10 protein-coding genes, 1 tRNA gene and 1 pseudogene are annotated in these 14,450 nt (G+C 68.1%); 3 read left to right on the top strand and 9 right to left on the bottom strand.

The annotated features are described in order from the left end of the window. Positions 1-16: 16 nt before the first annotated feature. From GON04_RS04915 to GON04_RS04875, 9 genes and pseudogenes are all read right to left on the bottom strand, one after another. Positions 17-934, bottom strand: coding sequence for a DUF2950 domain-containing protein (locus GON04_RS04915; protein WP_157396835.1), 918 nt, complete (start codon positions 932-934; stop codon positions 17-19). 11 nt (positions 935-945) lie between these two features. Continuing rightward, positions 946-2,198, bottom strand: a pseudogene (locus tag GON04_RS04910) (DUF3300 domain-containing protein). 226 nt (positions 2,199-2,424) lie between these two features. Then, entirely contained in the window at positions 2,425-2,937 is a 513-nt protein-coding gene (locus GON04_RS04905; RefSeq protein WP_157396834.1) for a hypothetical protein, read from the bottom strand. 189 nt (positions 2,938-3,126) lie between these two features. Beyond that, positions 3,127-3,378: a hypothetical protein gene (locus GON04_RS04900; RefSeq protein WP_157396833.1), complete on the bottom strand. Its 252-nt coding sequence runs from the start codon at positions 3,376-3,378 to the stop codon at positions 3,127-3,129. 252 nt (positions 3,379-3,630) lie between these two features. Beyond that, entirely contained in the window at positions 3,631-6,000 is a 2,370-nt protein-coding gene (locus GON04_RS04895; RefSeq protein WP_157396832.1) for an arylsulfatase, read from the bottom strand. Between the two features lie 89 nt (positions 6,001-6,089). Continuing rightward, complete coding sequence (locus GON04_RS04890) at positions 6,090-8,453, bottom strand: arylsulfatase (protein ID WP_198349221.1); 2,364 nt, start codon at positions 8,451-8,453, stop codon at positions 6,090-6,092. A gap of 16 nt (positions 8,454-8,469) precedes the next feature. Then, positions 8,470-9,039, bottom strand: coding sequence for a sulfatase-like hydrolase/transferase (locus tag GON04_RS04885; protein ID WP_157396830.1), 570 nt, complete (start codon positions 9,037-9,039; stop codon positions 8,470-8,472). A gap of 324 nt (positions 9,040-9,363) precedes the next feature. After that, a complete protein-coding gene (locus GON04_RS04880) occupies positions 9,364-10,332 on the bottom strand; it encodes a Bug family tripartite tricarboxylate transporter substrate binding protein (RefSeq protein WP_157396829.1) in 969 nt (322 codons plus the stop codon). A 527-nt stretch (positions 10,333-10,859) separates the two neighbouring features. Then, positions 10,860-10,935: transfer RNA gene (locus GON04_RS04875), tRNA-Lys, on the bottom strand. A 373-nt stretch (positions 10,936-11,308) separates the two neighbouring features. On the opposite strand from GON04_RS04875, the gene GON04_RS04870 reads away from it, so the two are divergent. The 3 genes from GON04_RS04870 to GON04_RS04860 are packed head-to-tail and all read left to right on the top strand — an operon-like array spanning position 11,309 to position 14,447. Beyond that, the gene (locus GON04_RS04870; RefSeq protein WP_157396828.1) at positions 11,309-12,187 is read left to right on the top strand and encodes a Na+-dependent transporter; all 879 of its coding nucleotides are present in this window, start codon (positions 11,309-11,311) and stop codon (positions 12,185-12,187) included. After that, entirely contained in the window at positions 12,184-13,188 is a 1,005-nt protein-coding gene (locus tag GON04_RS04865; protein WP_157396827.1) for an HAD family hydrolase, read from the top strand. Before GON04_RS04870 ends, GON04_RS04865 begins: the two co-directional genes overlap by 4 nt. A 20-nt stretch (positions 13,189-13,208) precedes the next feature. Then, entirely contained in the window at positions 13,209-14,447 is a 1,239-nt protein-coding gene (locus GON04_RS04860) for a DUF1214 domain-containing protein (RefSeq protein WP_181653892.1), read from the top strand. The last annotated feature ends 3 nt before the right edge of the window (positions 14,448-14,450 follow it).

Genomic DNA, 14,450 nt, shown 5'->3' with positions numbered 1-14,450 from the left:
AAACGGCCCGGCTCTTTCAGGGTACCGGTTCCACCTTCTTCCAGCCTGGGCCGGGGTCAAATGTGCTTGTTGCCGCGGCTTTGGTCGCACTTCCTGGCCCGAGATCGCGTTCGTAGATCTGCCCGTCGTGGCTGATCATGAAGCTCATGATCCCGGTGTCCCAGTAGCGCGCAGGCCACGCAAGGATCGCGAAGCCACCCAGCAACTTGTCACGCACCATGTAGTCCAGCGCCCCGCCAACGGCATGCTCCCCCTGCCGCGTCAACAACTTGTAGTGGTAACCGAAATACCCATCCGGACTGGCATTCGGGGGGCCCGCGGCCGCCAATGCTGGCCCTATGGGGCTCGGTGTATGGCCTGGCTTCGTCGGCCAGTACAGCCCGTCACGTCGTCCGGCGCTGCTCTTCAAGCGCTTGGCGTACGTGAGCAAGCCGTCCTCGTCCCGCGGCTGGCTGGCGTAGTCGCGTTGCGCGTCGAAGAGAGCCAGCAGGGTCTTTTGCGCAGCAAGCTCGTTGCGCCCGATTCGTCGCACGCGCATCTCTTCGACTCCCTGAACGGTGTCGAATTGCCACCCCTGCGCAGCCTTGAGTAGTGGAATAGGGAAGGTCCATCCGTCGTCGCCGACGGCGAGGTGGGCCACCTTCCCATCATCATTTCGCACGGCGTGCGAGCGGGCCCAGGCCTGCAGGAATCGGTTGCGGTCCTCGGCGCCTACAGGCGGGATCCACTCACGAAATTGCACACCGAGCATGTTCCGGAGTTCAGCTTCGTCGCCGCTGGAGACCGCCTGCCCGAGGGCTTCCATCGCTGCCTGGGGTGAGTTGAAGTTCTTGTTCGCGTTCGCAGCGGCTGCGGCCAGGACGAGCAAGAGTGCTGGCAGGCCGCGCCTCGCAAGTCGCGCGGCCGCAGATTGTCGTTTCCTGATCGCATCCATGGCGTTGCTCCTCAGCGTCGACCGCCGCCGCCGCGCCCACCACCGCCGCGCGCACCCCCGCCGACACTTGCCCGACTGGCACCACCGCTGCGGCTGGCGCCCGCGGTCGGTCGGTTGGCAGAAGACTGCTGGGTCGTGGCCAGTCCGCGACTGAAATCCCGCTGCGTGGCACTGCCGCCTCCAACCCCCTGGAAGGCATGGTCCGCCCCGCTGAAGCACCGCCCCCAGGCGCCCCGCCAGTCCTTGCATCGCCAGCGATTCCGGCGGAAGCACCACCGCCGAAGTTCCGGGCTGCGCCGCCCTCGCCGGCGCTCCCGCGCCGGCCCGTACCGCCCGGACTGCCGCCAGCGGCGCGGTTGCCGAGGCCGTCGAAGCCGCGGAAGCCGGCACGTCCGTCGGCGCCCCCCACGTTCTTGCCGAACCTTTCGCGCGTCGCGTTGTCGCGATAGGAGACGCCCTTGCGGTGACCGGCATCGTGCTGCCATCGCCCGTTGGCGCCCTGTCCCCGGTTGTGATCGAAGTTGCGATCGATGTTGGCGGCCCGGTTCACGTTGACGTTGACCTCGCCACCGCTCCAGTTGCAGCCACCGAAGATGGCGGCCCCCACCGCGAAGCCGACGCCAAAGGCGATCCCGGCGCCGACGTAGTAGCCGGGATAGTACCCAGGGTAGTAGGCGGGATAGAGCGGCCAGTAGTAGGGCGGATAGGCCGGGTACCCCCAACTGCCGTAGACATAGGTGGGGTCATACGTCGGGACGTAGATCACCTCCGGGTTGGCCGGTTCGATGCGGACGATCGTCTGCTGCGCGCCCCCGGACGGTGCCTGGTCCACGATCACGTTCTGCTGCTCCGTCGTCTTGAGGTTGCCGTTGCCCTGGGCCTTCAGCCGCAGGCGCTGCACGGCGTCCAGCACGTCCTTTTGTTGCGCGAGAAACGCATCACCCAGTTTCTGCGTCCAGTCGAGCCGGTCGTCCATCGGCTCGAGCACCTGCGGAAAGGCCACGAGGGACTTCACGCTGACGTCCCAGGTCTTGTCCGCCACCGCCCGGACGGCCGCTTCTCCCTTCACGCTTGTGTTGGCCTTGACCCAGCGCGCGGCTTGCACGACCTCCAAGGGGTAGGTCGAGGCCATCAGGACCTGCGCAAGGAGCGAGTCCGGGTATAGCGCGATCGGTGCGACAAGCGCCTCGAGTTCCTCGGGCACGAAAGTGGGCGCCGCGTTGACCGTGTTCACAGGACCCGCTGCGGGCGGAGTGCCGCTCATGGGCTGCGCCAGGGCGCTGACTTGACCGGTGACGAGCACCAGGGCCAAGCTTCCGCTGAGGAGCGGAACGCGCATGCAGCGTTGTTTGGGCATCGTTCGGTGCTGGATGGCTTCGATCCGGCACCCAGCGCAGCGAGTTTTTGTCGCGGATCCGTCCCGGGCAATTGGACCAAGAGCCAACCTTCGATGACCCACTCAGTTGTTGAAGGCCGACGGGCGATAGGCCCTAATCCCGCGTATGACCTCCGCGCAGCGTCTCGATGCCGGGGTGCGCGCGCCGCACCACGTCCTGGGGATCCAGGTAGACCCAGTAGAAGCGGTCCATCTTCGGGCCTTCGTTCCAGCGGTAAGTCATGATGTCCCCGTTCCAGCGGGCGACATGCTCGATGCGGGCCGGGCGGCCGTACTCGCGCTCGACGTCGGCCCGCGTCCACTGGCCGATGCCGACGGTGTTGAGGCGGGCCAGGTCGTTCGCGTTGAGCACCTGGCGCAGCGACACCATGCGGCCGTTGCTGTCGAGGTCCACCATGTAGGCGTACTGGCCGGCCGGCTGCAGCGAGTACTGCAAGCGCTCGTTGCCATTGGGCAGCTTCACCACCGCGGTCGGGCGCCCCATGCTGCTGAGCACCTCTTCGCGGCTCGCGCCCGGCTGCAGGTTGTAGCCGGTTGCACAGCCCGCCAGGATCAGCACGCAGACCGTGCCGGCCGTCGCCACCAGGGGTCGCAGGATGCCTGTCATACACGCGCCGGGTTGCGTCTCGCCTCCAGGCATCTTCGCCTTCATCCGGTTCCGCCTCAAGGGCAGTAGGTTCTCGACAGACACGTTGCTCAGCAGGTGGTCCACGCGAACAATAACCTTCACACCGGCTCGCGCGAGTGATCCGACTTCTCGCCCGCAAAGCGGGCCTGAAGGCCCTTCAGGTCGGCTTTAGCGGCAGGCGCCCATGGTTCCGCAGTTGAGCGACCTGGTGCCGATGTGGTTGTTAATCATCATCTGCTGCCGCTGTGCTTCGGCGGCCCAGTGAGGCGAACAGTCCAGGCTGCGCTTCTCCTGCTCCTCGTCCGCCGTGCGCGATCCCCTGCCTGCTTCGGCGCACACGCCGCGGTCGCTCTCCTGGTCAATCGGGATCGAATCGCAGCCCGCGAGGATCGCGGCGCAAAGGATGAGTGTTGCGCGCATGGGTGACCTCCTGGTGGGGTCATAGCCGCCGCGCCAGGCAAGGTCAACCGCTATTGCGGGCGGATACCTCTATTGCGGTCGGGTGGCAAGTGAGTCCACTACCAACTGCTCAGCGCTATCACCAGGGAGCAGAAGCCTCTCGATCTGCTGCCGGACATCGAACACCCGGGCTGACCGTCCCGCGGGGCGGTCCCCGGAGGGCCGCTACGACAGCTGCCGACCGGACATCCTCATCCAGGGCCCGGGGCGCAGCTATTGCCGCGCCATGATGAGCCGAAAGCGTTCCTCCGCCGCCACCAGGTGGTCCGCATCCTGGGTGGCCTTGTCGATGTCGATCTGCACCCACTGGATCTTGCCGTTGAAGGCGTTGTCGCGGTGACCGTAGTCCGGCGACACCGGCTCGCCGAGGTCGCACCCCACCTCCGCGGTTTCATCCATGGAAAAGAACAGCGCGTGGGTCCGCTCGACACGGCCGGAGCCCACCGGCTGGCCGTCGACATACAGCGTCACGGTCGCGCCCTTGCCCATGCCGCCGCCGTCATAGGCGAACTCCATGCGTGCCTGGTGCTTGCCCGCCGGCAGCGGCCCTGCGGCCGTCACCGCGGAATGCTGGACACCGAGGAAGTTGTAGAAGTACCGCAGCTTGCCTTCATGCGCGTACAGCGCCCAGCCGCCCATGCTGCCGCCCTGGGCGACGATCACGCCCCGGGCACCGGCATCGGCGATCTCGAGTTCGGCGGTCACCGAGTGCGCTTTGTTCTTGGTGTTGATGACCGCGTTCTCCTGGATGCGGCGCATGCCCGGGAACAGCAGTTGGGTGGATCCGCGCACGACCGTCGGACGGCCCGCGATGTCGGGATTGGCCCGCTCCGCCTTGCGGTCGTCCAGCGGGAACACGTTGTACTTGCCGGCCTCGAGCTCGAACAGCCGCTGCAGCTCGGCGAGCTTTTGCGGCATCCGCCCAGCCAGGTCGTGCGCCTGCGTCCAGTCCTGGTTGGTGTCGTACAGCTCCCAGACGTCGTCCGCGAGCGGACCCTGCTTTCCGATCACGACCCAGGGCGGATTGCCATGGCGGGTGACGGCCATCCAGCCCTTGTGGAAGATGCCACGGTTGCAGACCATCTCGAAGTACTGGGTCTCGTGCCGCTCTGCCGCCTGCGCGTCGCCGAAGGAGTACAGCATGCTGACCCCGTGCAGCGGCTCCTGCTGCACGCCGTTCACGAAGGTCGGATGCGGCAGGCCGGCAGCTTCCAGCACCGTGGGGGCGACGTCGATCACGTGGTGGAACTGGCTGCGCAGCTCACCCTTCGCCCGGATGCCCCCGGGCCAGTGCACGATCGTTCCGTTGCGGGTGCCGCCGAAGTGCGAGGCGACCTGCTTGGTCCACTGGTAGGGCGTGTTCATGGCATGGGCCCAGCCCACCGCGTAGTGGTTGTTCGCGCGCGGCGTCCCGAAGTCGTCGATGCGCTCCATCAGGAACTCGGGGGTCATCAGGTCGGGCGCTTCGCCCACCGCCTGCTCGTGGAACGAGCCGTTCAACGTGCCTTCGGCGGACGCGCCGTTGTCGCCGATGATGTAGTAGACGAGCGTGTCGTCCAGGACGCGCAGGTCGGCCAGCGCGTCGATCACGCGGCCGGCATGGTAGTCGGCGTGCTCCAGGAAGGCCGCGTAGATCTCCATCTGCCGCGCCAGCACCGGCCTGAGTTTCGGGTCGGTCTCGCTCCACGCCGGAATGCCTTCCGAGCGCGCCGTCAATTCGCAGTCCGCCGGGATCACGCCCAGCTTCTTCTGGCGGGCGAAGGTCTCCTCGCGCACCTGGTCCCACCCCTGGTCGAAGCGGCCCTTGTATCTGGCGATCCACTCCTGGGGGACGTGATGGGGGGCGTGCGTCGCCCCCGGAGCGAAGTAGATGAAGAAAGGCTTATCTGGCGCGAGGGACTTCTGCTGGCGGACCCAGGCGATGGCCTTGTCGGCAATGTCTTCCGTCAGGTGGTACCCGTCCTCGGGTCCGCGGTCTGGCTGCACCGGCACCGTGTCGTCGTAGAGAGCGGGGTAGTACTGGTTGTCCTCGCCGCCGATGAAGCCGTAGAAGTGCTCGAAGCCCGAACCGGTGGGCCAGCGATCGAAGGGACCGATCGGCGACGACTCGAACACCGGCACTTCGTGGCACTTGCCGAACTGCGCCGTCGAATAGCCATTGAGCTTGAGGATCTCCGCCAGCGGCGCGCAGGTATTCGGGCGCATCGAGTTGTAGCCGGGCGCCGAGGTGGCCATCTCGGTGATGCTTCCCATGCCGACGGCGTGGTGGTTGCGCCCCGACAGCATCGCGGCCCGCGAGGGCGAACACAGGGCGGTGGTGTGGAAGCGGTTGTATTTCAGGCCGTTGGCGGCGAGTCGCTCCGCGGTCGGCGTCCTGCACGGCCCGCCGAACGCGCTCGATGCCCCGAAGCCGACGTCGTCCAGCAGGATCACGAGCACGTTGGGCGCTCCCGCGGGCGGCCGCAGCTGGGTGATGGGCGCAAACCTGGTGTCGGGGTCCTTGGCCTCGTAGGTCGTGACGGTGACCGGCTTGCGGTCGGGGATTGGCAGGACGCTGCGCTGGATGGAATCGTTCGCGCTCATTGCTTTGCTCCTGGTCAGGGCTGTCGCGAGACCTGGACCCGCTCGACATCCGGCAAGGGCCAGGACCGGTCCAAGAAGGGCTCCGTCCGCTATTGCTTCGCCATTGCCATGCGCACGAAGTTTTCGGGCGGCACCAAGTGGTCGTGCGAGTCCTCGCCGGCTTCCAGTTGCACCCACTTGATCTGCCCGGTGAATGCGTTGTCGCCGCTGCCGTAGTCCTCGGTCACGTGGGGCAGGCCATCGCGGCCGACGTCGCTGTACACGGAGCCGAAGGCCAGTGGCTCGGTGTGCTCGATCCGGCCCATTCCCGCCTCGGCGCCGTCGATGCACAGCGTGACGTTGCCGCCCTTGCCGATGCCGCCGCCGTCGTAGGCGAACTCCATCCGGACCTGGTGTTCCCCGGCCGGCACGGCGCGCGTGCCCCGGATGTAGCTGCGGGTGATGCCGAAGAGGTTGTAGCAATAGGTCGGTCGGCCTTCCTTGAAGTAGAACGACCAGCCGCCGATGTGGCCGCCGATCTTGAGGATCGCGCCGTTGGCGCCGCCCTCGGGGACCACGACCTGGGCCGTTAGCGACCAGGAGCAGTTGCGCAGGTTCACGATGTGCAGCTCGGTGAATCCGCCCATGCCGGGCAGCAGGACCTGCCGCTTGCCCTCGACCAGGCTCGGTTTGCCGCTGACCTCCGGCAAGAGCCGTTCGAACGAGCGATCGTCCAGCGGCAGCACGTTGTAGCGGGTTGCCTCGATCAGGAACAGGCGCTGCAGTTCGTGCAGCTTGTCCGGCAGCTCGCGCGACAAGTCGTGCGCCTGGGTCGCATCCCTGGCTCCGTCATAGAGCTCCCACTTGTCGTCGTCGAAGGCGATGCCGACGTCGCCCACCGTCTGCCATGGGGTGCGGTGCTTGGTCACCGCCGACCAGCCCTTGTGGTAGATGCCGCGGTTGCCGAAGATCTCGAAGTACTGCGTTTCGTGCCGTTCCGCCGCCTGGCCGTCGGCAAAGCTGTACAGCATGCTGGTGCCGTGCATCGGCTCCTGGCTGATTCCGTTCACCAAGGTCGGCTGCGGAATGCCGGCAGCCTCCAGCACGGTGGGGGCGATGTCGATGACATGGTGGAACTGGTGGCGCAGTTCGCCCTGGGCCCGGACGCCCCGGGGCCAGCGCACGATCGTGCCGTTGCGGGTGCCGCCCCAGTGCGAAGCCACCTGCTTGGTCCACTGGTATGGCGTGCACATGGCGTGCGCCCAGCCCACGGCGTAGTGGGGGGAGGATTCCGGCCCGCCCAGCTGGTCCAGGCGGCTGCGCAGGAACTCCGGCGTCTCGAGTTCGCCCATGCCGTTCAGGCTGATGATCTCGTTGAACGTGCCCTGCAGCGAGCCCTCGGCCGACGCACCGTTGTCGCCGACGATGTAGTAGACCAGCGTGTCGTCCAGGACGCCGAGCTCCTCGAGCGCGTCCACGAGGCGGCCGACGTGGTGGTCCACGTGCTCGAGGAAGCCGGCGTAGTTCTCCATCTGGCGCGCGAGGATGGGCCTCATGTCCTCCGCGGTGTCGTCCCAGGCCGGGATCTCGTCGTGGCGCTGCGTGAGCTGGGCATCGGCCGGGATGACGCCCAGCTCCTTCTGCCGGGCGAAGGTGAGCTCGCGCTGGCGGTCCCAGCCGTGGTCGAACCTGCCCTCGTACTTGTCGGCCCACGCCTTGGGAACATGGTGCGGCGCGTGGGTCGCGCCCGGCGCGAAGTACAGGAAGAACTGCTTGTCGGGTACCAGTGCCTTCTGCTGGCGCACCCAGGCGATGGCCCGGTCGGCCAGGTCCTCCGTGAAGTGGTAGCCGTCCTGCGGCGTGCCCCAGGGGGCGGCGCGCGCGGTGCCCTCCACCAGCGTCGGATACCACTGGTCCGTCTCGCCGCCGATGAAGCCGAAGAAGTGCTCGAAGCCGGAGCCTGTCGGCCAGCGGTCATGGGGACCGGCCGGACTGGTTTCCCAGGTCGGGACCTCGTGGCACTTGCCGAACTGCGCCGTCGCGTAGCCGTTCAGCTTGAGGATCTGCGCCAGTGGTGCGCAGTTGTCAGGTCGCACCGAGGTGTAGCCGGGGGCCGAGGTTGCCATCTCCGTGATTCCGCCCATCCCGACCGAATGGTGATTGCGACCGCTGAGGAGCGCCGCGCGTGTCGGCGAACAGATTGCCGTGGTGTGGAAGCGCGTGTACTTGAGGCCCTGCGCGGCCAGCCGCTCGGCGGTGGGCGTCTGGCAGGGACCTCCGAATGCGCTGGAGGCGCCGAAGCCGACGTCATCGAGCAGGACCACCAGCACGTTGGGCGCGCCGGCCGGGGGCCGCAGCGGCGCGATGGGCGGAAATTTCGCTTCCGGGTCCTTGGCGTCGTAGGCCGTGGGCGTGGGGGACCTGCCGTCGGGGATGGGCAGCACGCTGCGTTGCACGGGGCCGGAACGGGACATGGTCATGCTCCTGGAGTCACCTGGGCGGCGTGTAGGGGGCCGGCGTGCCCATCGGGATCGGCGGCGGCATCAAGGCCGCGGAGTAGCCGGGAGACCCCCGCCACAGGGCCTCGTCGGTGGTGCGGGGGATGCCATACCAATCATCGAATCCCTGATCGTTCGGCAGCCGGCCATTCTCGATTCCGAGGTGCCACTTGCCGTACAGGGCGGTTGCGTAGCCCGCTGCGGAAAGCGATTCGGCCAGGGTCAACTCCCATTGCGTCAGGCCGTCGGGCCCACCGCCAGAAGCCACCGAGTGCGTGCCCGAACGGATCACGTAGCGCCCGGTGAGCATGGCCGAGCGGCTGGGCGTGCGCTGCGGCTCCATGTTCATGTCGGTCAGACGCAGACCCTCGTTCACCAGCCGGTCGATGCGCGGTGTCGGCGCGCCCCGCGTGCCGCCGCCGCCATAGACGTCGAGTTCGCCGTAGCCGAGGTTGTCTACCAGGATGAACAGGATGTTCGGCCGGTCCTCGGCCCGCGCCGGCAACGCCGGCAGGAGGGAGAGGCACAGGAGTAGACGCGAGCGCGCCGACAGCGCGCCCAAGCCTGGTGGGTCGAGGGAGTCTCATGGGCACCCCTGGCGGACGGGCCGAATGGTTGCGCCGTTTCCCGCGCGGCTGGATTGGACCTTGGTCCCATGGCGAGTCCTTGCCTGCTGAACCGCATTCCCTGCGCGCAAGCAGCGCACTGGACACCGTGGATGTGATTGCCGGGTCTCGCAACGGCACCCCGGCAGGGTCGCGAGCGCGTTACTCGAATTACAAGATCCGAACCTGCTTCGATCGACGTCCAGTTTCCGGTCCCGGCGCGGGCCGCGAGGGCGAGACCGGCATCCGGCTGCTGGCCCGGGGCCCGCCTGGCCGGGCCGCTAGTCGGCCCGGATGCCGGCGGACCGCACCAGCGACTGGTAGCGGCGCGCCTCGCCGGCCAGCTGGTCGCGCAGGCGCGCTCCGGTGTGGCCCGTCACCGTCACGCCCTGGGCCGCCAGCTGCGAGCGCAGCGACGGGTCTGCCAGCACGCGGGAGGCGTCGGCCGCCAGCCGGTCCGCCACCGCGGCCGGCGTCGCAGCCGGCGCGAAGAGCACCAGCCACGCGCCGGCCTTGAAGTCCTTGTAGGTCTGCCCCACCGTCGGCACACCGGGCAGGAGCGGATGCGGCGCGTCGCCGGCCACGGCCAGGGCCACCAGGCGGCCGGACTGGATCTGCTGCAGAGCGGGTGCGATGGCGATGAACATCAGGTCGACGTCGCCCGCGAGCACACCCGCGAGGCCGGCCGGCCCGCCGCCATAGGGGATGTGTGTCAGGTGGATCCCGGCGTTCTGCTTGAGCAACTCGGCGGCGAAATGCTGCGGGCTGCCATTGCCCGACGACGCGAAGGTGTACCGGCCTGGCTGGCGACGCGCCGCCTCCACCAGGTCGCGCACGCTGCGCAGGCCGGTGCGCGGGTTGGCCACCAGCACAAAGTCCAGCTCGCCCAGCGACGCGATCGGCAGCAGGTCGCGCGCCGGGTTGTAGGGCAGGGACGCCGAGAGCGCCGGCAGGATGGTGATCGGCCCGTCGCCCGCGGCCAGCAGCGTGTGCCCGTCGGCGGCCGACTTGGCCACCAGGTCGGTGCCGACGATGCCGCCGCCGCCCGGGCGGTTGTCGATCACGACCGGCTGCTTCCAGCCATCGGACAACCGCTGGGCAACCTGCCGCGCGATGAGGTCCAGCGCGCTGCCCGGGTTGTTGTGGACCACGAGGTGGACCGGCTTCGCGGGATACGTGTCGGCCGCTGCAGCGGCGCTGAGGGCGAAAGCGGCGAGGGCCGCGAGCAGGCGGTGGAGGGGGCGGGCCATGGCTGAGGAAGAGAAGGGTCCGCGATTCTGTCCAGCCCCCGGCCGCCCGCCAACGACGGATTGGCAGTTTGCTTATGCACGGATGCCGGCGCGTGTTCCGGGTTCAGGCCGCCACCGGGTCGCGCGGCGTCGTGTCTTCGGCGTCGGTGCGGAACAGGCCGCGGCGCTGCAGGCGCAGCACGACCAGCTTGGAGAACGCATCGAAGACGCCGGGCGGGTAGGGCGGCAGGATATTGACGGTACAGCTGCCGGATGGTCCAGTTCTCGCTCCGCGCCAGGATGGCTCCGGTCGGGCTCGAGTTGGTTGGGTCGCGACAACCAGCGCTATCTCCAGCGGTCCGGCTGACGCCGGTGGCAGCTTGCTAGTGGGGACAGTGGCCGCAGCCACCACTGCAGAGAACTTCACCTCGTGAAGAGTGCGATCAGTCGGCCAACGTGGAATGTCATCAAGCCATCACCGGGCTCGCCAAAGCAAAACGGCGCTACCGAATCAGTAGCGCCGTTTGCTTGCCTGGCGAGGCTGTAAGTGGTGGGTCCTGTAGGATTCGAACCTACGACCTACGGATTAAGAGTCCGCTGCTCTACCAACTGAGCTAAGAACCCACTTCATGCTGCCGCGAAGCGCGACGGCGACGAAACCTGTGTTGTGGCGGAGGGGAGAAGCATTCGATCCGCCTTCCGCCGAAGTGTATCCACCGGACCTTGTCTGACAAGAGCCTGCTTGCTTAAGCCAGCCTGTCGACGTCGGCGAGGACAACGGCGCGAAGTCTACCACACACGAGTTGGCCGACTCCCACCGCTCCTCGACAGCTGCATGCCAAGGATTCGGCTGAGCTGGTGATCCCGAGGGCGTGCTGTCGGCGCCTCGCCGTCAGGCTGCCCGTGACGTCGAACGGATGACCCGTGCCTGTCTAGGACCAAGGTCCACTTCCGACCACCGGAGGGGCTGCCCACCATCGCCGACCGCAGGACCCTCATGACGCTCGCGCAACTGATTCCCCTGGCGATCAGCTTCAGCATGGCGGGCCTGCTGCTGGCCATCGCCCTGGAGACGAGCTTCACCGACCTCGTGTACCTGCTGCGCCGTCCTTCGCTGCTGCTGCGATCGGTGCTGGCGATGAACGTGATCATGCCGCTGTTCGCGATCGCGCTGGCCCTGGTCTTCCTGCAGGAGCTGGAGCGCGCGGTCGTCGTGTCGCTGGTGGCCATGTCGCTGGGTCCGGTGCCGCCCATCCTGCCGGGCAAGGGGCTGAAGGCCGGCGGCCCGCGCTCCTACACCATGGGCCTGGTGTTCCTGTCGGCGGCGCTGTCCATCGTGCTGGTTCCGGCGATGGTGGCCCTGCTCGGGTATGCGTTGCACAAGCCGGTGCGGATCTCGACCGCCACTATCGCCGGGATTGTCGGAACCTGGATGCTGCTGCCGCTGCTGCTGGGCGCGGCGTTGCGCCACGTCGCGCCATCCTTCGCGCAGCGCGCAGCTCGTCCGCTGACCATCGCCTCCAACCTCCTGCTGCTGCTCGCCTGCATTCCCGTGGTGGTGCAGGCCGGGCCGAAGATGCTGGAGCTGGTGGGCAACTTCACCGTGGTGGCCGTGATCGTGTTCACGCTGGCCGGGCTGGGCATCGGCCACATGCTGGGCGGCCCGGATCCTGACGAGCGCACGGTGCTCGCACTGTCCACCTGCACGCGGCACCCGGCGGTCGCCATCGCGGTGCTGCACGCGGAGCCGGACCGTCCCTCCATCCTGGCCGCGCTCCTGCTGATCCTGATCGTCGGCTCGATCGTGAGCGCGCCGTACATGAAGTGGCGTGCGGCCCAGCAGGCCGATGCGCTGCGCGCGAGCAAGCACGCATGAAGAACACCGTGCGCACATGGCTGCAGCTCTGGCTGCTGGTCTTGCTCCTGGCGGCACAGCCCGCGGCGATGGCGCAGTCCGGCGATTCGTTGCCCTCCTGGAACGACGGCGCCGTGAAGCAGGGCATCGAGGCGTTCGTGCGGCAAGCGACCACGGCCAGCTCTGCGGGCTGGGTGCCGGGGGCCGAGCGCATCGCCGTGTTCGACAACGACGGAACGCTGTGGTCCGAGCAGCCCATGTATTTCCAGTTCCTGTTCGCGCTGGACCAGGTGAAGGCGATGGCGCCCGCGCATCCGGAGTGGAAGACGACGGCGCCCTTCGATGCCGTGCTGGCGGGCGACGTGAAGGCGGTGCTCGCCGGCGGGGACAAGGGCATGGCCCAGATCCTGATGGCAACCCACACCGGCATGGACACCGAGCAGTTCAGCCAGTCCGTGAGCGCCTGGGTGGCATCGGCACGGCATCCGCGCAGCGGCCGGCCGTTCACGGACATGGTGTACCAGCCGATGCTGGAACTGCTGGCCCTGCTGCGGGAGAACGGCTTCAAGATCTACATCGTCTCCGGTGGCACGGTGGAATTCATGCGGGCGTGGTCGGAGCGGGTCTACGGCATCCCGCCGGAGCAGGTGATCGGCACCAGCTTCGTGACCCGCTTCGACCGAGGCGCTGACGGCCGCCCCGTGCTGAGGCGTGAGGCGAAGCTCGATTTCCTCGACGACGGCCCGGGCAAGCCCGTGGCGATCCAGAAGTACATCGGTCGCCGGCCGGTGTTCGCCTTCGGCAATTCCGACGGCGACCTGCAGATGCTGCAGTGGACCGCCGCCGGCCCCGGTGCCCGCTTCATGGGCCTGGTGCACCACACCGACGGCGAGCGCGAATGGGCCTACGACCGCGCGTCGTCGATCGGCCGCCTCGACAAAGCGCTGGACGAAGCCACCGCCCGCCGCTGGACGGTGGTGGACATGAAGCGCGACTGGAAGCGCGTGTATCCCTTCCCGTGAGTGCTGCGCCAAGGAACGACATGCCAAGCGACAAGGCCATCAGCGACGCGTACCTCTACCTCCTCGGCCGCCTGCTCGTGCTGCGCCAGCAGCGGCTCGATGTCGAGGAAGGCTTCCGCTGGAACCAGCTGGTGCACCGCAAGCCGGGGGGCGTGGTGTGGCCCAACCCCAACCTCGACGTCGCCTACTCCGAGGCCTGGGTCGTGATCGCCGCGAACGATCCGCTGCGGGTGACGGTGCCGGAGATCCGCGGCCGCTACTACACGGTGCAGTTCCTCAACGGCTGGGGTGAGACGGTCGCCAACATCAACGAGCGCGTGTTTCCGGACCATCCGCACGGCGAGTTCGCCGTCTGCCTGAAGGGCAGCAGCCCCAGCCTGCCGGCCGGCGTCCAGCGGGTCGAGGTGCCGGTCACCGCCATGCGGGTGCTGCTGCGCGTGCAACTGGGCGCGGACTGGGCGGGGGCGGAGTCGCTGCAGCACCAGTTCGAGTTCCGTTCCGCCGGCCTGGCCGTGCCGCCGGTGGTTCCCCCGACGCCGATGTTCGAACTCCGGGCGCTGCCCGGCGTAGAGGCCTTCGATTCGGCGCTGGCCGCACTGGACAGCGAGGCCGACATCAACCCCGGCATGGAACAGCTGCAGGCGGGCACGCGGGCACTCGCGCTGGCGGTGCGCGACCCGGCGCAGCGCCAGCGCGTGGATGCAGCCGTGCGCACGCGCGCCATGGACGACCTCCACAAGGCGATGGCCGTCCTGGGCCACGGCGAGGTCCGCAACCATTGGGTGCTGCCGTCGACCTCCGGCGTGTATGGCGACGACTGGCTGGTGCGCACGCTGATCAATTACGGCGGGATCTGGGCCAACACGCCGCAGGAAGTCGTCTACTACAAGGGCATGGTGGACAACGAGGGCCAACCCCTGAACGGGGACCACGCCTATCGCATGACGTTCACCCGGGACCAGCGACCCGAGAACTTCGCCACGTTCTTCTGGTCCGTGATCGCGGTCGACGCGGTCGAGCGGCGTGTGCTGCCCAATCCGCTCAAGCGCTATCTGCTCAACCCGGAATCCGGCGTGGCAAGTGGCCCCGACGGGTCCCTCACCCTGACCTTCGGTGACCAGCCGCCGGCGGGTGAGCCGCCGTCCAACTGGCTGCCCACGCCCAAGGGCACGCCCTACAGCCTGACTTTCCGCTTCTACCGTGCGAGGGGCGCGGTGGCGGACCGCTGCTACTTCCCGCCGCCCTTGCTCAGGGCTTGACCG

The sequence above is a fragment of the Ramlibacter pinisoli genome (assembly GCF_009758015.1).
GTDB lineage: Bacteria > Pseudomonadota > Gammaproteobacteria > Burkholderiales > Burkholderiaceae_C > Ramlibacter > Ramlibacter pinisoli.
This window is presented reverse-complemented; position numbering and strand designations above follow the sequence as displayed.

Excerpts from the sequence above, each read along its gene's own strand:
- GON04_RS04905 (WP_157396834.1), bottom strand. The coding sequence starts at position 2,937 with ATGACAGGCATCCTGCGACCCCTGGTGGCGACGGCCGGCACGGTCTGC.
- GON04_RS04865 (WP_157396827.1), top strand. The coding sequence starts at position 12,184 with ATGAAGAACACCGTGCGCACATGGCTGCAGCTCTGGCTGCTGGTCTTG.
- GON04_RS04860 (WP_181653892.1), top strand. The coding sequence starts at position 13,209 with ATGCCAAGCGACAAGGCCATCAGCGACGCGTACCTCTACCTCCTCGGC.
- GON04_RS04880 (WP_157396829.1), bottom strand. The coding sequence starts at position 10,332 with ATGGCCCGCCCCCTCCACCGCCTGCTCGCGGCCCTCGCCGCTTTCGCC.
- GON04_RS04915 (WP_157396835.1), bottom strand. The coding sequence starts at position 934 with ATGGATGCGATCAGGAAACGACAATCTGCGGCCGCGCGACTTGCGAGG.
- GON04_RS04900 (WP_157396833.1), bottom strand. The coding sequence starts at position 3,378 with ATGCGCGCAACACTCATCCTTTGCGCCGCGATCCTCGCGGGCTGCGAT.
- GON04_RS04870 (WP_157396828.1), top strand. The coding sequence starts at position 11,309 with ATGACGCTCGCGCAACTGATTCCCCTGGCGATCAGCTTCAGCATGGCG.
- GON04_RS04895 (WP_157396832.1), bottom strand. The coding sequence starts at position 6,000 with ATGAGCGCGAACGATTCCATCCAGCGCAGCGTCCTGCCAATCCCCGAC.
- GON04_RS04890 (WP_198349221.1), bottom strand. The coding sequence starts at position 8,453 with ATGTCCCGTTCCGGCCCCGTGCAACGCAGCGTGCTGCCCATCCCCGAC.